Annotated in this window: 24 protein-coding genes and 1 tRNA gene; 13 read left to right on the top strand and 12 right to left on the bottom strand. The window is 63.3% G+C overall.

Annotated elements, in window-relative coordinates:
* Positions 1-84: 84 nt before the first annotated feature.
* Complete coding sequence (gene dksA / locus FGK63_RS15135) at positions 85-507, top strand: RNA polymerase-binding protein DksA (protein ID WP_138843729.1); 423 nt, start codon at positions 85-87, stop codon at positions 505-507.
* 71 nt (positions 508-578) lie between these two features.
* The gene (locus tag FGK63_RS15140; RefSeq protein ID WP_138843731.1) at positions 579-1,730 is read left to right on the top strand and encodes an FAD-dependent oxidoreductase; all 1,152 of its coding nucleotides are present in this window, start codon (positions 579-581) and stop codon (positions 1,728-1,730) included.
* Positions 1,731-1,736: 6 nt separating this feature from the next.
* On the opposite strand, the gene xth is transcribed toward FGK63_RS15140, so the two are convergent.
* Positions 1,737-2,516 carry an exodeoxyribonuclease III gene (gene xth, locus FGK63_RS15145; protein ID WP_138843733.1) on the bottom strand — a complete coding sequence of 260 codons (780 nt, stop codon included), beginning with the start codon at positions 2,514-2,516 and terminating at the stop codon, positions 1,737-1,739.
* Positions 2,517-2,586: 70 nt separating this feature from the next.
* Complete coding sequence (locus FGK63_RS15150; RefSeq protein WP_138843939.1) at positions 2,587-2,910, bottom strand: HesB/IscA family protein; 324 nt, start codon at positions 2,908-2,910, stop codon at positions 2,587-2,589.
* Between the two features lie 76 nt (positions 2,911-2,986).
* Between FGK63_RS15150 and FGK63_RS15155 the strand changes: the two genes are divergently transcribed.
* The 7 genes from FGK63_RS15155 to FGK63_RS15185 all read left to right on the top strand — a co-directional run bounded on the left by FGK63_RS15155 (position 2,987) and on the right by FGK63_RS15185 (position 9,838).
* On the top strand, positions 2,987-4,144 hold the full coding sequence (locus FGK63_RS15155) for a deoxyguanosinetriphosphate triphosphohydrolase (protein WP_138843735.1): 1,158 nt from the start codon (positions 2,987-2,989) through the stop codon (positions 4,142-4,144).
* Positions 4,145-4,219: 75 nt separating this feature from the next.
* Complete coding sequence (argS, locus tag FGK63_RS15160; protein ID WP_138843737.1) at positions 4,220-5,965, top strand: arginine--tRNA ligase; 1,746 nt, start codon at positions 4,220-4,222, stop codon at positions 5,963-5,965.
* 82 nt (positions 5,966-6,047) lie between these two features.
* The gene (locus FGK63_RS15165; protein WP_138843739.1) at positions 6,048-7,121 is read left to right on the top strand and encodes an SPOR domain-containing protein; all 1,074 of its coding nucleotides are present in this window, start codon (positions 6,048-6,050) and stop codon (positions 7,119-7,121) included.
* Positions 7,118-8,125, top strand: a complete 1,008-nt coding sequence (gene nagZ / locus FGK63_RS15170) for a beta-N-acetylhexosaminidase (RefSeq protein WP_138843741.1) — start codon at positions 7,118-7,120, stop codon at positions 8,123-8,125. Before FGK63_RS15165 ends, nagZ begins: the two co-directional genes overlap by 4 nt.
* Positions 8,115-8,909, top strand: a complete 795-nt coding sequence (locus tag FGK63_RS15175; RefSeq protein WP_138843743.1) for a segregation and condensation protein A — start codon at positions 8,115-8,117, stop codon at positions 8,907-8,909. Before nagZ ends, FGK63_RS15175 begins: the two co-directional genes overlap by 11 nt.
* 46 nt (positions 8,910-8,955) lie before the next feature.
* The gene (gene scpB / locus FGK63_RS15180; protein WP_246044053.1) at positions 8,956-9,558 is read left to right on the top strand and encodes an SMC-Scp complex subunit ScpB; all 603 of its coding nucleotides are present in this window, start codon (positions 8,956-8,958) and stop codon (positions 9,556-9,558) included.
* A 37-nt stretch (positions 9,559-9,595) separates the two neighbouring features.
* On the top strand, positions 9,596-9,838 hold the full coding sequence (locus FGK63_RS15185) for a hypothetical protein (protein ID WP_138843747.1): 243 nt from the start codon (positions 9,596-9,598) through the stop codon (positions 9,836-9,838).
* A gap of 15 nt (positions 9,839-9,853) precedes the next feature.
* Here the strand turns inward: FGK63_RS15185 and FGK63_RS15190 are convergent, their stop codons facing one another.
* The 8 genes from FGK63_RS15190 to FGK63_RS15225 form a co-directional block, all read right to left on the bottom strand.
* On the bottom strand, positions 9,854-10,933 hold the full coding sequence (locus FGK63_RS15190) for a 2'-deoxycytidine 5'-triphosphate deaminase (RefSeq protein ID WP_138843749.1): 1,080 nt from the start codon (positions 10,931-10,933) through the stop codon (positions 9,854-9,856).
* Between the two features lie 58 nt (positions 10,934-10,991).
* Positions 10,992-11,068: transfer RNA gene (locus tag FGK63_RS15195), tRNA-Pro, on the bottom strand.
* Positions 11,069-11,129: 61 nt separating this feature from the next.
* A complete protein-coding gene (locus FGK63_RS15200) occupies positions 11,130-11,681 on the bottom strand; it encodes a MerR family transcriptional regulator (RefSeq protein WP_138843751.1) in 552 nt (183 codons plus the stop codon).
* Positions 11,682-11,698: 17 nt separating this feature from the next.
* Positions 11,699-12,001 (bottom strand): integration host factor subunit alpha, encoded by a 303-nt coding sequence (gene ihfA / locus FGK63_RS15205; protein ID WP_138843752.1) that lies wholly within the window; start codon positions 11,999-12,001, stop codon positions 11,699-11,701.
* 96 nt (positions 12,002-12,097) lie between these two features.
* The gene (locus tag FGK63_RS15210; RefSeq protein ID WP_138843754.1) at positions 12,098-13,069 is read right to left on the bottom strand and encodes a beta-ketoacyl-ACP synthase III; all 972 of its coding nucleotides are present in this window, start codon (positions 13,067-13,069) and stop codon (positions 12,098-12,100) included.
* 18 nt (positions 13,070-13,087) lie between these two features.
* The gene (gene plsX, locus FGK63_RS15215) at positions 13,088-14,188 is read right to left on the bottom strand and encodes a phosphate acyltransferase PlsX (RefSeq protein WP_138843756.1); all 1,101 of its coding nucleotides are present in this window, start codon (positions 14,186-14,188) and stop codon (positions 13,088-13,090) included.
* A gap of 24 nt (positions 14,189-14,212) precedes the next feature.
* On the bottom strand, positions 14,213-14,419 hold the full coding sequence (gene rpmF / locus FGK63_RS15220) for a 50S ribosomal protein L32 (RefSeq protein WP_008756996.1): 207 nt from the start codon (positions 14,417-14,419) through the stop codon (positions 14,213-14,215).
* 206 nt (positions 14,420-14,625) lie between these two features.
* Positions 14,626-15,162 (bottom strand): YceD family protein, encoded by a 537-nt coding sequence (locus FGK63_RS15225; protein WP_138843757.1) that lies wholly within the window; start codon positions 15,160-15,162, stop codon positions 14,626-14,628.
* 83 nt (positions 15,163-15,245) lie between these two features.
* Between FGK63_RS15225 and FGK63_RS15230 the strand changes: the two genes are divergently transcribed.
* The 3 genes from FGK63_RS15230 (at position 15,246) to FGK63_RS15240 (ending at position 18,426) form a co-directional block, all read left to right on the top strand.
* Positions 15,246-15,713, top strand: coding sequence for an outer membrane protein assembly factor BamE (locus FGK63_RS15230; RefSeq protein WP_138843759.1), 468 nt, complete (start codon positions 15,246-15,248; stop codon positions 15,711-15,713).
* A gap of 95 nt (positions 15,714-15,808) precedes the next feature.
* Positions 15,809-16,549, top strand: a complete 741-nt coding sequence (locus FGK63_RS15235) for a GNAT family N-acetyltransferase (protein WP_138843761.1) — start codon at positions 15,809-15,811, stop codon at positions 16,547-16,549.
* Between the two features lie 68 nt (positions 16,550-16,617).
* The gene (locus FGK63_RS15240; RefSeq protein WP_138843763.1) at positions 16,618-18,426 is read left to right on the top strand and encodes an ABC-F family ATP-binding cassette domain-containing protein; all 1,809 of its coding nucleotides are present in this window, start codon (positions 16,618-16,620) and stop codon (positions 18,424-18,426) included.
* A 99-nt stretch (positions 18,427-18,525) separates the two neighbouring features.
* On the opposite strand, the gene FGK63_RS15245 is transcribed toward FGK63_RS15240, so the two are convergent.
* Positions 18,526-19,281, bottom strand: a complete 756-nt coding sequence (locus FGK63_RS15245; protein ID WP_138843765.1) for a 3-hydroxyacyl-CoA dehydrogenase — start codon at positions 19,279-19,281, stop codon at positions 18,526-18,528.
* A gap of 213 nt (positions 19,282-19,494) precedes the next feature.
* Positions 19,495-20,295 (bottom strand): alpha/beta fold hydrolase, encoded by an 801-nt coding sequence (locus tag FGK63_RS15250; protein ID WP_246044047.1) that lies wholly within the window; start codon positions 20,293-20,295, stop codon positions 19,495-19,497.
* Between the two features lie 193 nt (positions 20,296-20,488).
* Between FGK63_RS15250 and FGK63_RS15255 the strand changes: the two genes are divergently transcribed.
* Positions 20,489-20,917, top strand: coding sequence for a GFA family protein (locus FGK63_RS15255; RefSeq protein WP_138843768.1), 429 nt, complete (start codon positions 20,489-20,491; stop codon positions 20,915-20,917).
* Positions 20,918-20,922 lie beyond the last annotated feature (5 nt).

Consider the following 20,922-nt stretch of genomic DNA (forward strand, 5'->3'; position numbering starts at 1 on the left):
GGATAAACGCAGCGCAGAAGGGAGAGCCGAATGTCTGGTGACACAACTATGACCGACGTTATTGGCCGTGCCGAGGGAGCAAATATGAAGCAGGAAGTTTTTCTGCCGGAGGACTATCGTCCGGCCGAAGATGAACCTTTCATGAATGACAGGCAGCTTGAATATTTTCGTCGCAAGCTGATCAAGTGGAAGCACGAACTGCTGGCAGGAAGCCGCGACACCATCGAAGGGCTGCAGGGAAACACCCGCAACATTCCTGACGTCGCCGACCGCGCCAGCGAGGAAACCGACAGGGCGCTGGAACTTCGGACCCGCGACCGCCAGCGCAAGCTGGTCGCCAAGATCGACGCCGCGCTGCGCCGGATCGAGGATGGAGAGTACGGGTATTGCGAGATGACGGGCGATCCGATCTCGCTGAAACGCCTGGATGCGCGCCCCATCGCGACCATGACGCTGGAGGCGCAAGAGCGTCACGAGCGCCGCGAAAAGGTCCACCGCGACGATTGATCGCGAAGTGCGACCAACGGAATTGACGCCGGGGCCCTTCCGCCCCGGCGTTTTTGCTTTATGCCAATGGCATGGATATTGGCGGTCGGAAATTCTGTGTCGTTGGGGCCGGCATCGGTGGCCTTTCCGCCGCGGTGGCGTTGCGCCGGCGCGGAGCCGAGGTCGTGGTGCTGGAACAGGCCCCGGAAATCACTGAAATGGGTGCTGGCTTGCAGATCAGCGCCAATGGCATGGTGGTTCTGCGCGCGCTTGGGATTGTGGGCGAGCCCCCCGAGGCGGGGCTTCGGTCCTATGGTACGGTTCTGCGGGACTATCGGTCGGGCCGCCTGGTCAGCGAACTGCCGGGGCCAAAAGCGGGGCCGACCTACTATTACCACCGCGCAGATCTCATAGAATTGCTTCGCTCGGCGGCGCTGCGCGATGGCGTCGAGATCCGTCTGGATCAGAAAGTGACAACGGTTCTGGATGCGGGCGAGGGCGCGGAAATCGTGTTCAGCGACGGCGACGCGATGACCGCGGACTGTGTCGTGGCCGCGGACGGAGGGAGGTCTGGTCTGAGAACCGCCTTGAACGGCGAGGAAACGCCCCAGTTCACTCATCAGGTTGCGTGGCGGGCGACGATTCCCTGGGGGCGCCGCGCGGACCAGCCGCGGGCCGAACTGACCATGGGGCCGGGACGCCACGTCGTCACCTATCCGCTGCGGGATCACGCCCTGATGAACATCGTGGCGGTCGAAGAGCGGTCGGACTGGCGCGAGGAAGGCTGGCGGCTGAGGGGCGATTCTGACGATCTTCGCGCACGGTTCGCCGATTTCGGCGGCCCGGTCGCGGACATTCTGGCGGACGTACAGGAAGCACATCTTTGGGCGCTGTTCCTGCGTCCGGTGGCGCAGAACTGGCAGAACGGGCGCGTTGCCCTGTTGGGGGATGCTGCCCATCCGACGCTGCCATTCATGGCGCAGGGCGCCTGCCTTGCGCTCGAAGATGCCTGGATGCTGGCCAGGTCATTGGACGGTCAGGAGACAATTCCGCAGGGATTGGCCGATTACCAGGCTGCCAGGCGGCAAAGGGCCCGCCGCGTAGTCGCGGCGGCGGCGAGCAATGCGCGCAATTTCCACTTGCGGGGTCCGATGCGGCTTGCCGCACAACTGGCCCTGTCGGCGATCGGGCCGAGGCTTGGCCGCCGTTACGAGTGGATCTACGGCTACGACGCGACCGCCTGAAGCGGATCAGAGGTCCAGATCGACCCAGACAGGCACGTGGTCGGACGGCTTTTCGTGGCCGCGAACCTCGGCGTCGATCCGGCAATCCCGCAACAGGTCGGCGGCCTGCGGCGTCAGCAGGAAATGGTCGATGCGGATACCGTCATTCTTGTTCCACGCCCCGGCCTGATAGTCCCAGAAGGAATAGTGGCCCGGACCCTGCGTGCAGGCGCGGAAAGCCTCGGTGAAGCCAAGGTTCACGATCTTTCGGAAAGCTGTCCGGCTTTCGGGGCGGAACAACGCATCCTCGCGCCAGGCATCCGGGCGTTTGGCATCTTCGGCCTGCGGGATGATGTTGTAGTCGCCCGCCATCAGCGCAGGCTCCTCCGAGGCCAGCAGATCCCGGGCGCGGTCGTACAGCCGTTCCATCCAGGCCAGTTTGTAGTCGAACTTGGGCCCCGGCGCCGGATTACCGTTGGGCAGGTACAGACCGCAGATCCGCAGCGCCCGCTTGCCGACAACTGTGGCCTCGATCCACCGGGCCTGCTCGTCCTCGTCGTCGCCGGGCAGGCCGCGCGTCACATCCTCGAGCGGAAGTTTCGACAGAACCGCGACGCCGTTGAAGCTTTTTTGCCCGTGGGTTTCGACGTTGTAGCCGCGCTCTTCGAACATCTCGCGCGGAAAAGCTTCGTCCACGCATTTGATTTCCTGCAGCAGCGCCACGTCCGGCTGGGCGTCGTTCAGCCAGCGGGGAAGGGCTTCGGCGCGCGCCTTGATGCCGTTGATGTTGAACGTGGCGATTTTCATGCGCGATCCTTCGGCTGGCTGCCGGTTGATCTATCCCGCATCCGTCGGCGCGGGGCAAGTCATAGCCTGGCTAGATGGAAAACGACGTTCCGCAACCGCAGGAGGATGTCGCGTTCGGGTTCTCGATGACGAAACGCGCGCCGATCAGTTCCTCGGTGAAGTCGATGGTGGCGTTTTCCAGGAATGGGAGCGAGACGGAATCCACCACGACCTTCTGTCCTTGGCCTTCGAGCACCAGGTCGTCATCCTTGGGTTCGTCCAGAGCGATCTCGTACTGGAAACCGGAACACCCGCCGCCTTCCACGGCAACGCGAAGGGCCCGGCCCTGATCGGCGGCGCCGATTTCGGCCAGACGGGCAAAAGCGCGTTCGGTGACTTTGGGGGGCAGGTTCATGCCGTACTCCGATAGTTTCATTCCTGAGCGTCCTACAATATAGAAAGGGCAGGGACAGGCGACAAGGATAAGACCTTTGAACAGAGCGGGTTTTGCCTCGGATCCGGGCCGCACCAGGGGGCGGCTCGTGCCCGAGGAGGAAAGCAGTTTCCGGTCATGCTTTCAACGCGACCGGGACCGGATCATACATGCCAGCGCTTTCCGGCGGCTCAAGCACAAGACGCAGGTATTCGTCGAGCACGAGGGCGACAATTACCGCACGCGCCTGACCCATTCGATCGAAGTGGCGCAGGTGGCGCGCACCATCGCGGGCGCGCTGCGGCTGAACCCGGAGGTGACCGAGGCCGTGGCGCTGGCGCATGATCTGGGCCATACGCCGTTCGGCCACACCGGCGAAGACGCTTTGCACGCGCTGATGGAACCCTATGGCGGCTTCGACCACAACGCCCAGGCCATCCGCATCGTGACCAAGCTTGAGCGTCACTATGCCGAGTTCGACGGCCTGAACCTGACCTGGGAAGCCCTTGAAGCGATTGCGAAACACAACGGTCCTGTGGTGGGCGAACTGCCGTGGGCGCTTGCCGAATGCAATGCGGCCTTCGATCTGGAACTGCACACCCATGCCAGCGCCGAAGCACAGGTGGCCGCTCTGTCCGACGACATCGCCTACAACAATCACGATCTGCACGACGGATTGCGGGCGGGGCTGTTCACCGACGAGGACATTTCGCAACTGCCCATCGTGGCGGACTGTTACGCCGAGGTGGACCGCGCATATCCCGGCCTCGACCCTTATCGCCGGCGTCACGAGGCGCTGCGCAGGTTCTTCGGGGTCATGGTTTCGGACGTGATCGACACTTCGCGCGACTGCCTGTCGCGTTCGGGCGCGCAATCGGTCGAAGACATCCGGGGGCTGGGCCATCCGGTCGTTCGTTTTTCGGACGGTTTGTGGACGCGACTGAAGGAAATCCGCGCCTTTCTGTTCACCCGCATGTACCGCGCCCCGTCGGTCATGAAAGTGCGTGCCGAGGTCGCGAAGGTGGTTGAAGAGTTGTTTCCGATCTACCTGAACGATCCCAGACAGATGCCGGCGCGCTGGCACTCGGACATCGAGGCGGCTCAGGATGAAACCGCGCTGGCCCGGCTGGTGTCGGATTACATCGCGGGGATGACCGACCGCTTCGCCCTGCAGGATCACGCGCGTCTGACCGGGGCCGATCCGAAACGCATCTGATCCTGGCTCTGACAGGGTTCCATTGACCTTGCCGTGGTGCGTGATAAACCGCCGGGCAAGCATGAGGACACCGAGATGAACCTGTTTTCCGAGATCCGCGGCCTTGTTCTGGACGCGCTGCAGCAGATGCAATCCGAAGGCGCTCTGCCCGAAGATCTGAACTTTGACAACGTCACGGTCGAGCCGCCGCGCGATCCGGCGCATGGCGACATGGCGACCAATGCCGCGATGGTTCTGGCCAAGCCCGCAAACCTCAAGCCCCGCGATATTGCCGAGGCGTTGGCCGGGAAACTTGCCGCCGACGATCGGATCACCAGCGCCGAAGTCGCCGGACCCGGATTTCTCAACCTGCGCCTGGCTCCGTCGGTCTGGCAGGGCATTCTGTCGGCTATCCTGTCCGAAGGCACCGACTATGGCCGTTCGGGTATGGGGCAGCGGCAACGGGTCAACGTGGAGTACGTGTCCGCCAACCCGACCGGACCGCTGCATGTCGGCCATACCCGCGGCGCCGTCTTCGGCGATGCGCTGGCAAGCCTGCTGGACTATGCCGGCTATGACGTGACCCGCGAGTATTACATCAACGATGGCGGCGCGCAGGTCGATGTGCTGGCGCGTTCGGCCTACGAGCGTTACCGCGAGGCGAACGGCCTCAGCCCCGAGATCGCCGAAGGGCTTTATCCCGGCGATTACCTGATCCCGATCGGCGAGGCGCTCAAAGAGAAATATGGCGCGACCCTGCTTGACCGACCCGAGGAAGAGTGGCTGTCCGAGGTTCGCGAATTCGCCACCGAGCGGATGATGGACCTGATCCGCGAGGATCTGGCGCAACTTGGCGTGACGATGGACGTGTTCTTTTCCGAAAAGTCGCTTTACGGCACCGGCAGGATCGAGGCGGCGCTGGCCGCGCTCGACGACAAGGGGTTGATCTACGAGGGCGTGCTGGAGCCTCCAAAGGGCAAGACCCCCGAAGATTGGGAACCGCGCGAACAGACCCTGTTCAAATCCACGGAGCATGGTGATGACGTCGACCGGCCGGTGAAGAAATCCGACGGCAGCTGGACCTATTTCGCCCCGGACATCGCCTATCACTACGACAAGGTGAGCCGTGGTTATGACGCGCTGATCGACGTTTTCGGCGCCGACCACGGCGGCTACGTCAAGCGGATGAAGGCCGCGGTCTCGGCTCTGTCCGACGGCAAGGTGCCGCTCGACATCAAGCTGACGCAACTGGTCAAGTTGTGGAAGAACGGCGAGCCGTTCAAGATGTCCAAGCGAGCCGGGAACTTCGTCACCCTGCGCGACGTGGTCGATCAGGTGGGCCCCGACGTGACCCGTTTCGTGATGCTGACCCGCAAGAACGACGCGCCGCTCGACTTCGATTTCGACAAGGTGCTCGAGCAGAGCCGCGAGAACCCGGTCTTCTACGTCCAATACGCCCATGCCCGCGTCATGAGCGTTCTGCGCCGCGCCGCCGAGGCCGGGATCGACGCCGACGAGGCGACGCTTGCCGCCGCCGACCTCAGCAAAATCGACCACGAGGCCGAGCTGGCCGTGGCCCGGAAACTGACCGAATGGCCGCGCCTGGTCGAGATCGCCGCGCGCACCCATGAGCCGCACCGTGTTGCCTTCTATCTCTATGAGCTGGCAGGGGATTTCCATGCCCTGTGGAACCGGGGCAACGACGAGACCTCGCTGCGTTTCCTGCAGGATGGCGATGCGGCCACAAGCCAGTCGAAAATGGCTCTGGCCCGTGCCGTGGCGGTTGTGATTTCGGCCGGCTTGGGTATTCTTGGCGTCACTCCGGCGCAGGAGATGCGGTAAGCAATACCGCCCGAACCGCCGGACTGAGGCAGACAAGAAAACCCGGACACCGCATTTCGGTGCAATGGGCAGTGAGGCGGATATGGCGAATTTCGATTACTCGGGGCGCATGGGCCCCGAGCATGTGAGATACACGGACCAATTTCACCAGCCCGGTGATTTCGAACCCGAAGATGACCTGCACTATGAGGCCGACAACCATCCGCAGGGGGCGGGCGGTCTGGGCCGGATCGTCAACATCGCGGGGGCCGTCGGTTCGCTGGCGCTGATCGTGGGCATTGGCGTCTGGGGCTACAAGCTGGTGATGCGGGACGTCAGTGGCGTTCCCGTGGTCCGCGCCGTCGAAGGCCCGATGCGGATACAGCCGGAAAACCCGGGCGGCACTCCTGCGGATCATCAGGGTCTGGCCGTGAATACCGTGGCCGCCGAAGGCACGGCCGCGCCGCCGCCGGATCGCCTGATCCTTGCGCCGCGTCCGGTCACGCTGACCGACGAAGACGCGCCGATGGGCGAACTCAAACCCACCCCGGCGGTTCTCGTCGTCGAGGAAGACGCCTCTAACGGACAATCCGCTGATCTTCGGAAAGGCGTCGTGGAAAGCCCGGATCCCGAACTGACGGACCCGGGTGATCAGGAACTGGTCGAGACCGAGCAGAGCGACGAGGATTTGGCGGCTCTTGAAGAGCCGGAAAAAGAGCCCGCGATCGACCCGGTGGACTGGGCGGCCCAGCAGGCCGAAATTGCGGGGCTGGATGCGCCCGGCGTGGCTTCCTCGCCGCGTCCGCAGCGCCGCCCGGCCCGCGCAATTCCAAGCCGCGCCGAACCGTCTGCAAGCGCCCAGGCGGCGATCGATGCGGCGGTGATGGCTGCGGTGGGCATGGAAATGGATGCCGATGCGTTGCCGGTCGGTACCCGGTTGGCGCAGCTCGGGGCATTTGAGAGCGCCGAAATCGCACAGGCGGAATGGGATCGGCTTTACGGCCGCTTCGGGGAATACCTGGATGGAAGACAGCGCGTTATCCAGAAAGCTTCGAGCGGCGGGCGCACGTTCTACCGGTTGCGCGCGCTTGGGTTTGACGATCTGAGCGACTCGCGCCAGTTCTGCGCCGCTCTGGTCGCGCAGGGAGCGGATTGCATCCCGGTGACCGTGCGGTGAAATTCGGCGCTACGATCACTGACGCACAGGGCCTGCGCCTGGCAGCCGAGGAAAAGGCGTTGTTTCGCGAGATGAACCCGTTTGGGTTCATACTGTTCGCCCGCAACATCGACACGCCGGACCAGGTCCGGGCACTTTGCGGCGATTTCCGCGAGGCGGTCGGGCGCGATTGCCTGATCACGATCGACCAGGAAGGCGGACGGGTGCAACGTTTGCGTGGGCCGGTCTGGCGGGAATGGGCGCCGCCGTTGGAGCATGCCAAGAGCGCGGGGGCAGAGGCTGAACGGGCGATGTACCTGCGCTATCGTCTGATCGCGTACGAACTGAAGGACCTTGGCATCGACAGCAACTGCGCGCCGATGGTCGATGTTGCGCAGCCCGGAACGCATCCGTTCCTGCTGAACCGCTGCTATGGGCACGATGCCGACACGGTTGCGCGGATCGGTCGCGCCGTGGCGCAAGCGCATCTGGATGGCGGCGTTCTGCCCGTGGTCAAGCACATACCGGGTCATGGCCGGGCCACCCAAGATAGCCACTATGATCTGCCGCACGTGGATGCCGCGCAGAACGAACTCGACCGGACCGATTTCGCGCCGTTCCGCGCCCTGAACGACTTGCCATTAGGGATGACGGCGCATCTTGTCTATGACCGGATCGACGCGGCTCCGGCCACGACCTCGACACGCATGATGACGCTCATCCGTGAAGGCATCGGATTCGACGGGCTGATCATGACGGACGACATTTCGATGAAGGCGCTCAGCGGGTCGCTGGGTGATTTGTCGAAAGCGGCGCTGCACGCCGGTTGCGACGTGGTGCTGCACTGCAACGGCACCTTCGCCGAGCGGACCGAGGTCATGGAAGCCGCCGGAGAGATGGGCGCAGTTGCGCAGGATCGTGCCGAACGCGCGCTGGCCATGCGGCAAAACCCGCAGGAACTTGACATCGACGCTGCCGAGGCGGAACTATCTCGCCTCATGAGCGGGCGGGTGTATGACGGATAACCTTTTCTCCGAAGATCCGATCTCGATCGCCGACCGTCTGGCGGCGGAAGCGCTGATCGTGGACGTGGACGGATTCGAGGGCCCGCTCGACGTGCTGCTGATGCTGTCGCGGACGCAAAAGGTCGATCTGCGCAAGATCTCGGTTCTGGCGCTGGCGCAGCAATACCTGGCCTTCGTGGAACGCGCCCGCGCGCTGAGGATCGAACTGGCGGCCGATTACCTGGTCATGGCGGCCTGGCTCGCCTTTCTGAAATCCCGGCTGCTTTTGCCGCCCGACCCCGAGGAAGAGGGCCCGACGGGCGAGGAACTGGCGGCGCATCTGGCCTTTCAACTGGAGCGTCTGCAAGCGATGCGGGACGTGGCCGCGCGGTTGATGGCGCGCGATCAGTTGGGGCGCGACTTCTTCAAGCGGGGGCAGGGTGAGGATGTCACGCGCATTCGCACCGTCACCTATTCCGCGACATTGCTGGACCTGATGCAGGGCTATGCCCGCATTCGAACGCGGGACGAATTCCGGCCCTTCGTGATGGACCGGGATGCGGTCTTTACCATGGAGCAGGCGCTGGAAAGGATGCGGCCGCTGATCGGCTTCGCCGCAAGCTGGACCGACATGGAGAGCTATCTGCCCGAGGGGTGGAGCGCAGACCCGATGCGCCGCCGCTCGGCCACTGCCGCGACCTTCGCCGCCTCGCTGGAACTGGTCAAGGAAGGACATATGGAAATCCGGCAGAGCGAGACCTTCGCCCCGATCCATCTGCGCAAGAGGACTGACAAACGTGACTGACACGACCGAAGACGAAGCCACCGGCACCCTGTTCGAGGCTCCGCCCATGGCCGAGCAGGAACGCATGGTCGAGGCGGTCCTGTTCGCCAGCCCCGAACCTGTGACGGTCGCGGATCTGGAGGCGCGGATGCCGCATGGAAGCGACGCCGCGCAGGCGCTGGAACTGCTGCGCAAGCGGTACGAGGGGCGCGGTGTGCGCGTGGTTCAGGTCGGAGAGGCATGGGCCATCCGAACGGCGCGGGATCTGGGCTTCCTGATGCAGAAGGAAACCGTCGAAACGCGCAAACTGAGCCGCGCGGCGATCGAAACCCTGGCGATCGTGGCCTATCATCAGCCCTGCACACGCGCCGAGATCGAGGAAATTCGCGGCGTGTCGGTGTCGCGTGGCACCATCGACCAGTTGCTTGAGATGGAATGGATACGACTGGGCCGCCGCCGCATGACGCCGGGCCGACCGGTCACTTTTGTCGTCACCCCGCAATTCCTGGATCACTTCGGCCTGGAAAGCGCGCGCGACCTTCCGGGGCTCAAGGAATTGCGGGCCGCCGGCCTGCTGGAAAACCGCCCGCCGCCCGGGTCGATGCCCGTGGGCGAAGGACGCGAAGAGGAAGGCAGCGACGAAGGCCAGCCCGAACTGTTCGAGGAATAGAGGGGTTGGGTATCTGGATGGCAAAACGGAGAGCGCCATGAATCCGAACAGGATGATCGACAGGTTCGTGCGGATCGCGATCCGCACATTGGTCAACCGGGGTATCGACAAGGGGTTCGACCTTGCCGAAGGGATGTCCCGGAAACACGAGAATGAAGCGGGGCAGTCAGGTTCGGCGAGGTCTCCGCAACAGGATGCCGATGCGGTCAAACATCAGAAACAGAAGTTCCAGCAGGCGCAGCGGTTGACACGCCAGATGCGGCGCTTTGTGAAGTTTTGATTATTTTATCGCGGCTTACGCAGGCGTCTTGAAGTGTTTTGACAGCTTCAAGCCCTGACCCTGATAGTTCGATGCGATGCCTGCGCCGTAAAGCTGCGTGGGCATTTCCGACATCTTCTCGTAGACCAGACGCCCCACCACCTGGCCGTGTTCCAGAACGAACGGTGCCTCGTGGCAACGCACTTCGAGCACGCCGCGCGACCCCTCGCCGCCCGCCGCCGCGTGACCGAAACCCGGGTCGAAGAACCCGGCGTAGTGCACGCGGAACTCGCCGACCATCGCAAGGTAGGGGGCCATTTCGGCTGCATACATCGGCGGAATGTGGACGGCCTCGCGGCTTACCAGGATGTAGAACGCGCCGGGATCGAGGATGATGCGCCCGTCGCGGGTGCGAATTTCTTCCCAATACTCAAGCGGATCATAGGCGCCGATACGGTCCAGATCGATCACACCGGTATGAGGCTTGGCGCGGTAGCCGACTAGATCGGTCTTGGGCAGGCGCAGATCGACCGAAAACCCCAACCCGTCCTGGATGACCGCCGGACCATCTACCAGAGGCGTCTCCGCGTGCAAAGCAGAGAGATCCCTGTCCGAGAGCACCGCCTGACCCTGCCGGAATCGGATCTGGTTCAGGCGCATGCCGGGCCGCACCAGCACCGAAAACGAACGCGGGCAGATCTCGGCATAAAGCGGTCCCGAATAACCAGTCGGCACACGGTCGAACTCGCTTCCGCCATCCGTGATCGTGCGGGTCAGAAGGTCGAGCCGCCCGGTAGAGCTTTTGGCATTCGCCACGGCGTTCATATCTTGGGGCAGCGCGAGCGACTCCATCAACGGCACCAGATAGACGCAGCCCTTTTCCAGAACCGCGCCCTCGGTGATGTCGATGCGGTGCATCTCGAACTCTGCCAGCCGATCGGCCACCGAGTTTCCTTCGCCCGCCAGAAACGAAGCCCGGACCCGGTATGCCACTGTTCCCAAGCGTAAATCCAGGCTTGCGGGTTGCACTTGCGCGGGCAGAACCGGAACGTCGGCGGTGATTTCGCCCCGCTGGATCATCGCTTCGATCTGCTGGTTCGGACACACGCCTGTCATGCCGATCCCCCTTCTTGCCAGAGGTCCTGGCATTTCGTTCTGGAACGTCGGTGTGATTTGGTCGGGCTAGCAGGACTTGAACCTGCGACCTTCCGTCCCCCAGACGGACGCGCTACCAGGCTGCGCCATAGCCCGACGTTGGGACGTTCATAATGATTTTCCCGGCAGGGGCAAGAGGAAAACATTGCCTGATTTCTTATCCCGCCGACCGGGTTTCGACACTGTCGAGCCAGTTGCGCAATTCCCGCGCGATCGGCGCCAACTGGCGCAAAATGGCCGGCTCGAACCCGTCCGCGACCCAGATTCGGGCCATCGGACCCAAGGTGGCGGCCCCATTCGCGGCTTCAGCGGCGGGCGCCTCTTTCGCCGGCGGCTGATCCAGGTCCATGTCGAACTGAGCAGAGCCAGATGCGCGTCTGTCCTTGAACGGAACCACGGTACTGCCGGCCTCCATCTCGGGCGCAGCCGAGTCCTCCAGAGGCTGTGACAGTCCCGCGACATGGGCGACGCCCTGTTCGCGCAGGATGCGCTGGACGCCCTTAATGGTCAGGCCGTCATCATGCAGAAGCCGCTTTATGCCGCCGAGCAGTTGCATGTCGCCGGGACGGTAATAGCGGCGCCCCCCGGCGCGCTTGACCGGTTTCACCTGAGAAAACCTGCTTTCCCAGAACCTCAGGACGTGGGCCTGCACCCCCAGCCAATCCGCAACTTCACTGATCGTGCGAAAAGCTTCGGGTGATTTGGTCATGTCCAATGGGCCCTGACTTACTTGCGGTTTCCGGCAGCGACGCGATCCTTCATCAGATGCGACGGGCGGAACGTCAGTACGCGGCGGGGCTGGATCGGAACTTCTTCGCCGGTCTTGGGGTTTCGGCCCACGCGGGCGGATTTGTCCCGGACGCTGAAGGTGCCGAAAGACGAGATTTTCACCTGTTCGCCCCGCACCAGCGCGTCCGACATATGGTTCAGAACGCTTTCGACAAGCTGTGCGCTTTCGTTGCGGGAAAGACCGACCTCGCGGAAGACGGCCTCGCTCAGATCCATGCGTGTGAGTGTCTTGTCGCCCATTCTTTTCCCCCTGTTGCTGTCAAAGCATAGGGGTAGGGGAAATTCCCTGTCAATATCAATGAATTGCAGGTGGCGGCGTAAGCCGGATTGTGCCTGTCACCAGCGCAGGACGACCGCGCCCCATGCCAGACCACCACCGATGGCCTCGGTCACGATCAGATCGCCTTGCTTGATCTGGCCGCGCGCCTTGCCGACGGACAGGGCCAGCGGGATCGAGGCGGCGGAGGTGTTGCCGTGATCCTGCACCGTCACCACAACGTTTTTCATCGGCAGGCCCATTTTCCTGGCGGTGCCCTGAATGATGCGGATATTGGCCTGATGCGGCACGATCCAGTCCACGTCGTCACAACTCAAGCCAGCTTTTTCCAACGCGGTTTCAGCGGTCGCCGCCAGTTTGTCCACGGCGTGGCGGAATACCTGGTTGCCCTGCATCCGCAGGTATCCGGTGCTTTGGGTGGAAACACCGCCGTCCACATAGAGAAGATCCTTGTACCGCCCGTCGGAGTTGAGGTCGGTGGACAGGATGCCCCGGTCCTGCGCGGTCCCGGCGCCTTCCTGCCCCTCGAGGATAACGGCCCCGGCGCCGTCGCCAAACAGAACGCAGGTCGAACGGTCGGTCCAATCCATGATTCGCGAGAAGGTTTCAGCACCGATGACCAGCACCCGCTTGGCCTGTCCCGACAGGATCAGGGCGTTGGCGTTGCTCAGGGCATAGACGAAACCGGCGCAAACGGCCTGCACGTCGAATGCAAAGCCGTTTGTCATTCCAAGACGCGCCTGCACCATGGTCGCGGCTGAGGGAAATGTCAGGTCGGCGGTCGAAGTGGCCAGGATGATGGCGTCGATGTCGGCGGCAGTCAGCCCGGCATCCTTCAGCGCCGCTTCGGCGGCATTGAAGGCGAGGTCCGAGGTGGTTTCGCCCTCGGCGGCGAAGTGGCGGCGTTCGATCCCCGACCGTGTGCGAATCCATTCATCCGACGTGTCCAGCGTCGTTTCGAATTCCGAGTTCGGGACAACACGCTCGGGCAAATAATGTCCGACACCAACTACAACTGCGCGGCCTGCCATTTGGGTACTGCCTTTTTGTTATCGTTCAGCTTGCGAAGCAGCATGGGCGGCATCTTGGTCAAGCTCCGACGTTGATGCAACCCGTGCCGCCAGTTTTTCGGCAAAGCCGGACTTGGCCAGGGTGAAGGCCAGCTTCAATGCGGCGGACACTCCGGTCGGGTCCGCGCCGCCGTGGGATTTGACGACGATGCCATTCAGGCCGAGGAAGACGCCGCCGTTCACGCGGCGCGGATCGACCCGCTTTTTCAGGCGCTGCAACGAGGTGATCGCCAGAATCGATGCCAGGCGAGAGAGCGGGGAGTATCTGAATGCCTCGCGCAGAAGGTCGCGGATCATGTTGGCCGTGCCTTCGCCCGTCTTGATCGCCACGTTGCCGGTGAACCCGTCGGTGACGACCACGTCGGCCTTGGTGCCGGGAATGTCGCTGCCCTCGACGAAACCGACGAAGTCGAACTTGCCCTGCTCCGCGAAATCGGAAATCAGGGCATGCGCTTCTTTCAGTTCGGCGCGGCCCTTGTGTTCCTCGGTGCCGACGTTCAGCAGGCCGATGCGCGGACGGACAAGGCCAAGGCCGTTGCGGGCATAGGATGCGCCCATCAGCGCGAATTGCAGAAGATCCTTGGCGTCGGCGCGCACGTCGGCGCCCACGTCCAGCATGACGTTGAAGCCCTGCGGGTTGAGCGATGGCCAGAGAATCGCGATTGCAGGACGGTTCACGCCCGGCAGTTTGCGCAACCGCATCATCGACAGGGCCATCAGCGCGCCGGTGTTGCCGCAAGAGACGGCGCCATGCGCCTCGCCGTCGCGCACCGAGTCGAGCGCGGACCACATCGAGGTCTGCTTGCCGCTGCGGACCACCTGGCTCGGCTTGTCCTCCATCGTGACGACGTCGGGGCAATCACGAAAAGCGACGCGCCCATCCAGGACGCGCCGTTTCGATACCAGTTTGCGCAGCTGTTCCTCGGGGCCGTGAAGGATGAACCCGATATCCGGGTTCTTCTTGGCCGATTTCGAAATGCCTGCCACAACGACCGATGGACCCGCGTCCCCGCCCATGGCGTCAACCGAGATGATGATCTGTCCGGCCGGTCCGCCGGTTTGATCGGGTTGAGCCGTCATGCCGTGGCCTGCACTCGAAAGGGCTTAGGCCGCGTCTTCGTCCAGGTCGATTTCGTCGGCCTGAGCAACGACTTCGCGGTCGTCGTAATGGCCGCAGGAGGCGCACACGTGGTGCGGCCGCTTCAGCTCGCCGCAGTTCGGGCACTCGTTCGGGTTGGCAGCAACCAGAGCGTCGTGCGCGCGGCGGTTGTTGCGGCGCGACTTGGAAACTTTGTTCTGTTGGACAGCCATTGTCTCAACCTTTGTCTGACTGGGGCCAGCGGATCAGTCCGCCGACCGGGTTTCATTCTTCGTTTTCTCCAGGCGTGACGCGCGTTTAGGGCACGGCCCCAGCAATGTCCAACCCAAAATCCGATGAGCGCGCGAAAATACTGCGATTCTCGCCATGTTCAAGCGGTTTTTCTGACGGCCTGCTATGACAGGTCTTGGGGCGGCTGTCACTCGCCTTTTTTCAAACTGTCGCGCAATCCAGCCAACCCTGCAAAGGGCTTTGCATCGTCATCCGTCATGGCCGGTTTGCCCGGCTCGGTATGGACGGTTGCGCCCAGCCCGGCACCTTCCTTGCGGGGGTATTGGGGCAGGGCCAGCGACAGGGCCTCGGCCATGACGGCGCCCGGATCGATCTCGGACCCCAGTGCTTCGGCTTCGTCGTCATCGGGCATCTCGGCCTCGTCGCCTTCCGGGTCCTTCCAGTCGGCCAGATAGATGCGGCGCACCTCGGTCTCGATCCGCGTCGTGACCGGGTCCAGCGTGACGACGCACGGCTGCACGACCGTCGCTCCCAGCTTGCCGGTCAGAACCCAGTCGCGTTTGCCCTGGGCGCGGATCTCTCCCGAGAAGCTCAGTTTGCGCAGACCCAGGAGGCCAAGCTCCTGTTTCAGCCTCTCGAGAGCGTCGGCGTCGGGCCGGAGCGCGAAGGGCGTGGGCGCGTTTTGCGGCAGGTCGGCCACCCGCAGGGCGGTTTGGTCGGTCATCAGGGGTCTTTCCTGTGTTGAACCAGAACGTCGGTTTCGGTAATCGGATAGAAGCCGCATGGCGCCATGGCAAGAGGGTTGCAATGTTGATGTTTGACAAGATGCTAAAACCGGCGGTCAGGACCGTTGCCTTCTGCGTCTGCCTGGGGGCCGCGGCCGGCTGTACCGCGATCTACAAGAATCACGGTTACGTGCCGAGCCCGCATGAGTTGGCGGAACTGAAGGTTGGGGTGGATACCCGCGACAGCGTGATCGAAGCCGTAGGCGCGCCCAGTTCTTCGGGGGTACTCAAGGATTCGGGGTATTACTACGTGGCCTCGAGGTTCCGCCATTACGGCGCCAAAGAGCCCGAGGTCGTGTCGCGCGAACTGGTCGCGATCAGCTTTGACCAGCGCGGCGTGGTGCGAAACATCGAACGTTACGGGCTGGAACACGGGATCGTCGTCCCGCTGGAGCGCCGGGTGACGAGTTCGAGCGTCGAGAACAAGACGTTCATCCGTCAGCTCATCGGCAACATCGGCACGTTCAACCCCAACACCGTCACGAATTGATCTGGGCCGCTGGCTTGCCGCGTCACCCAGGCGTCACATCTTTTGTGGTAGTTGGGGCTGGAACGGCGCAGGAGCCAACTGCGGAGGACCGGGGCGTGACAGGATCAGTTCTTTTGAACAAGGGGCGCTATCGCGCCCGGCTGGCGCGGACGGATCAGGACGTGCAAGCGGCTCAGGTCCTGCGGACGGTGACGTTCGGCACAACCGGCATCGACCACGACCGGTTTGACGGGATCTGCTCGCATGTGCTGATCGAAGACATGCGGACCGACGGCCAGGTTGTGTGCTGTTTCCGGATGCTGACCATGGCGGGCGGCAGCGACATCCAGCGCAGCTATTCGGCGCAGTATTATGACCTGTCGGCTCTTGAGGGGTTTGGGGGGCCGATGGTCGAGATGGGCCGCTTCTGCGTCCATCCCGACCGGAGCGATCCCGACATCCTGCGCATCGCCTGGGGGGCGATGACGGCCTTTGTCGACCGGAACGGAATCGAGATGCTGTTCGGCTGTTCGTCCTTTGCTGGCACCGAAACCGAGCAGTACCTGGATGCCTTCGCCATGCTGAAACAGCGGCACCTGGCGCCGAAACGCTGGTTGCCGCGGGTCAAGGCGCCCGATGTCTTCCGTTTTGCCGCCCGCCTGCGCCGGAGGCCGGACGCGAAAAAGGCGATGCTGCGCATGCCGCCGTTGTTGAAGACCTACCTGCTGATGGGGGGCTGGGTCAGCGATCATGCGGTGGTGGACCGGCACTTGAACACGCTGCATGTCTTCACCGGGCTCGAGATCGGGTCGATACCGCCGGCGCGCAAACGCCTGCTGCGCTCGGTCGCCGGGTGATCCGGGTTTTTTCAAAAAGCTGAAACAGGGGCGTTGACGCGCCGATTGCGCCGTCTTAGCTGGCGTTCATGGCGAGAATTCCTCTTTTGCAGATGTCCGGCATTTCACTGACCTTTGGCGGTGAGCCGGTGTTTTCCGATCTGGACCTGGTGGTACAGCCCGGCGACCGCGTTGCGCTGGTGGGCCGCAACGGTTCGGGCAAGTCCACCCTGATGAAGGTAATGGCCGGGCTGGTCGAGCCGGATTCGGGCGATATCGTGATCCCGCCGGGCAAATCGGTTGGCTACATGGAGCAAGATCCGGTCATGGCAGGCTTCGCCACGCTGGGGGACTATGCCGCCAGCGGGCTGGAACCGGGCGAGCTTTACAAGGTCGAGCGCGCCGGCGAAGGGTTGAAATTCGACCCCTCGCGGCCGGTCGAGACGGCATCGGGCGGTGAGCGGCGTCGCGCTGCGCTGGCCAAGCTGATGGCCGAGGCGCCCGACCTGATGCTGCTGGACGAGCCGACGAACCATCTGGATATCGAGGCTATCGGCTGGCTGGAGAGCGAACTGGCGGCGACCCGCGCCGCGTTCGTCCTGATCTCGCACGACCGGGCCTTTCTGCGGGCGCTGACGCGGGCGACGTTGTGGATCGATCGCGGCGCCGTGCGGCGGCAGGAGAAGGGGTTCGAGGCGTTCGAGACCTGGCGCGATCAGGTCTGGGAGGAAGAGGACACGGCCCGGCACAAGCTTGACCGCCTGATCAAGTCCGAATCCCGCTGGGCGGTCGAGGGCATCAGCGCCCGACGCAAGCGCAACCAGGGACGGGTGCGGGCGCTGCAGGCGCTGCGGAGCGAACGCGCGGCGCAGATCAAACGGCAAGGTTCTGCCGCCATGTCATTGGAAAGTGGACAAAAATCCGGCCGCAAGGTGATCGAGGCCGAGGGTTTGGCCAAGCGGTTCGGCGGCAAGCAGATTGTCCGGAATTTCGATCTGCTCGTGCTGCGCGGCGACCGCGTGGCTTTCGTGGGGCCCAACGGCGTCGGCAAGACGACGCTTTTGAAGATGCTGCTGGGCGAGGAGGCGCCGGACGAGGGGACGGTGCGGCTGGGCACCAACCTGGAAACCGCCGTTTTCGACCAGGCCCGTGCGCAGCTTGATCCCGAGTTGAGCCTCTGGGACAGCCTGACAGGCGACCCGGCGATGCGGGTGTCGGGCAAGGCAGATCAGGTGATGGTGCGTGGCCAGCCGAAGCATGTGGTGGGCTATCTCAAGGAGTTCCTGTTCGACGAGCGACAGGCAAGAGCGCCAGTTAAGTCATTGTCAGGAGGGGAAAAAGCGCGATTGCTGTTGGCCCGGTTGATGGCGAAGCCGTCGAATCTGCTGGTGCTGGACGAGCCGACGAACGATCTGGACGTCGAGACGCTCGACCTGCTGCAGGAGTTGCTGGACGACTATGACGGCACCGTGCTGCTGGTCAGTCACGACCGCGACTTCCTGGACAGGGTTGCGACGACCACCATCGCGATGGAAGGCAATGGCCGCGCCACGGTCTATGCCGGAGGTTGGTCGGACTATGTCGCGCAGCGTGGTGAGATTTCCGAAAAACAGGAAGATAAATCAAAGACTTTCAAGCCGAAGGTGAAGCAAGAGAGCAGGGCGAAAGCCGGGCTGTCATTCTCCGAGAAGCACCGGCTCGAGAAGCTGCCCGCCGAGATCGAACGGCTGGAGGCGGAGATCGCCAAGCTGGAGGCGCTGATGTCGGATCCGGAGCTGTATTCCCGCGAACCGGTCAAGTTCCAGAAGGCCACCGAGGCGCTGGTCGAGCGGCAGGAGAAACTCGCCGCCGCCGAGGAGGAATGGCTGACGCTCGAGGAAAAGGCCGAGGCGGGCTGAGTTTCTTCCGTTTTGTACAGGGTGCGAACCAGTGACCTTCCGGATTGTACAACGCCGGAAAGGCCGGCCCGGGCCGCCATGGGCCGGGCCGGAACCGGGTCAGCGCATCCTGAGTGCGCCGTCGAGGCGGATGACCTCGCCGTTGAGGTAACCCATCTCGACGATGAACCCGGCCAGACGGCCGTATTCGCGCGGGTCGCCGAGGCGGGCGGGGTTCGGGACGTCGGCGGCAAGCTGCTGCTGCACCTCTTCGGGAAGGCCGGCCAGCATCGGCGTCATGAAGATGCCGGGCGCGATGGTCATCACCCGGATGCCGGTCGAAGCCAGATCGCGCGCCATCGGCAGGGTCATGCCCACGACGCCGCCCTTCGAGGCGGAATAGGCCGCCTGGCCCTTCTGCCCGTCGAAGGCCGCGATCGAGGCGGTGTTGATGATCACGCCCCGCGCGCCGTCCGGCTCGGGCTGGTTGTTCGCCATCTCGACGGCGGCCAGGCGCGAGACGTTGAACGTGCCGACCAGGTTGATGTCGATGGTGCGCTGGAATGCGTCAAGCGGGTGGGGGCCTTCCTTGCCGACGGTCTTGATGCCATAGGCGATGCCGGCGCAGTTCACGGTCGCGGTGATTTTGCCCATCTTTTCCGTCGCATGGGCGATGGCGGCGGCCACCGAGGCCTCGTCGGTCACGTCGGTCTGGGCGAAGTGCCCGCCGATCTCGGCGGCGACCTGCGGACCGCGCTCGGCGTCGCGGTCGAGGATCGTGACCTGCGCGCCGTTCTCGGCGAAGTGGCGGGCGGTGGCCTCTCCGAGACCCGAGGCGCCACCGGTGACGATGGCGGCTGTGGTGCTGAGTTGCATTGCGGGCTCCTCTCCCCCTGATATGAACGTGTGTTCAGATAATGGATGAGGGGGGTGGGAGTCTAGGGGTGGCTTGCCGTTACGTTGTGTTGCAACCGGCGTGGAGAGGTGAGCGCGGTTTTTGGGACCATCGACATCCCTCCGCCCGAAGCGGAAAATCACATTGGCACAAGCGACAACACCGCCGCCCAGCCCAATCGTTTTTGACCGCAGTCAGATCGCTGCGGTCAACAGGCCTGTCAGTTCTTCGGGCATGTCTATCATCACGTAGTGGCCGCAGGCGATTGAACTGGCTTCCCACTCTGCTTCGTTCCGGGCTTTCTCGAAGAATGTCCGGCCCAAGCCCGGGTTCCAGCCGGTTGCGTAAATGTATGTGCGTTTGGGAACCATTCTCCATTTGCCTTCCAGGTGAATTGGCTGCTGGAAGGTTTTGAACGGCTGATCGACGTTCCGCCGGTCAACCCAGGTCTGATCCCTGTCGTTGACGGAGAAAGCGGCGGCTGGTCCTGGCGGTACCCGGCCGTCTTTGGCAGTGTCGTGCAGATCGGATGCGATTTCGGCTGGCAGGACGTCCAGAACGCTTTGACCGTCGGCTGGCACCAAGGCATCGAGGTAAATCAAGGAGCGGATGCGTTCGGACGCCTTGTCGGCCACGCCGGTGATCACCATTCCTCCGTAGCTGTGACCGCACAAGACGACGTCGGACAGTTCCTCGTACTGAATGACGCCAAGAATGTCCTGGATATGCGTGTCGAGGTCGATCCCGGTGTCAAATAGGTGCGCCCGCTCACCAAGACCCGTCATGGTGGGCGTGAATACGTCGTGCCCGGCCTGACGCAGAAGCGATGCCACCCGTTTCCAGCACCACCCGCCTTGCCAAGCGCCGTGAACCAAACCGAATGTTGCCATTGCTTGCCCTTTTGCCGCGAGCTGGTTGATCCGTCGAATGTAGTCGAATGTAAGGGCATTGCCGGGGGCAAATCCATTGGAATGTCGGCTTCGGGCGCGGCGCAATCGGCTTCCGGCAGATCGTCTCCGGAGCGGTTTGTTCCGCAAGGCAGCGGGTCGAACCCAAGCGCCATGTCGCATTTGGAAGATGATCGGTCCATCCCCCGTCTGTCCGTGGCCAGAAAGGCTGTAAATGGCTTTTGAAAGGAAGGAGCCGAAGTCATGGACCGGCTGTTCGGCGCGACATACGGAGATATGAATGACGACACGCGGTCATTGCCTGTGCAAGAAAACCAGGTGGGAGTACACGGGCGAGGTAACCTGGGCCTGCTACTGTCATTGCGACGACTGCCGCCGGAATTGCGCGGCGCCGGTGGTCGCGTGGCTTGGCGTGCCGCTGAAGAATTTCAAGTGGTTGGGCGATGCGCCGAAAACACTGGAAAGCTCCAAGGGCGTTTTCCGGCATTTCTGCGAGGATTGCGGGTCTCCGATGGGGTTCGAGGCGGATCACTACCCGGGCGGGATGCATCTATATGCCGCTTCGCTGGAGAACCCCCTGAAATTCGAGCCGACCTTCCACGTGAACTACCAAAGCAAGCTGCCGTGGCTGCAGATGAACGACGATCTTCCGAAATACGATGGCACGTTGCTTCACGCGCCGCAGGATCTGAGCGTCTACAACTCGTAGGTGAA

Source organism: Ruegeria sediminis (assembly GCF_005938215.1).
In the GTDB taxonomy this organism is placed as follows: Bacteria; Pseudomonadota; Alphaproteobacteria; order Rhodobacterales; family Rhodobacteraceae; genus Ruegeria; species Ruegeria sediminis.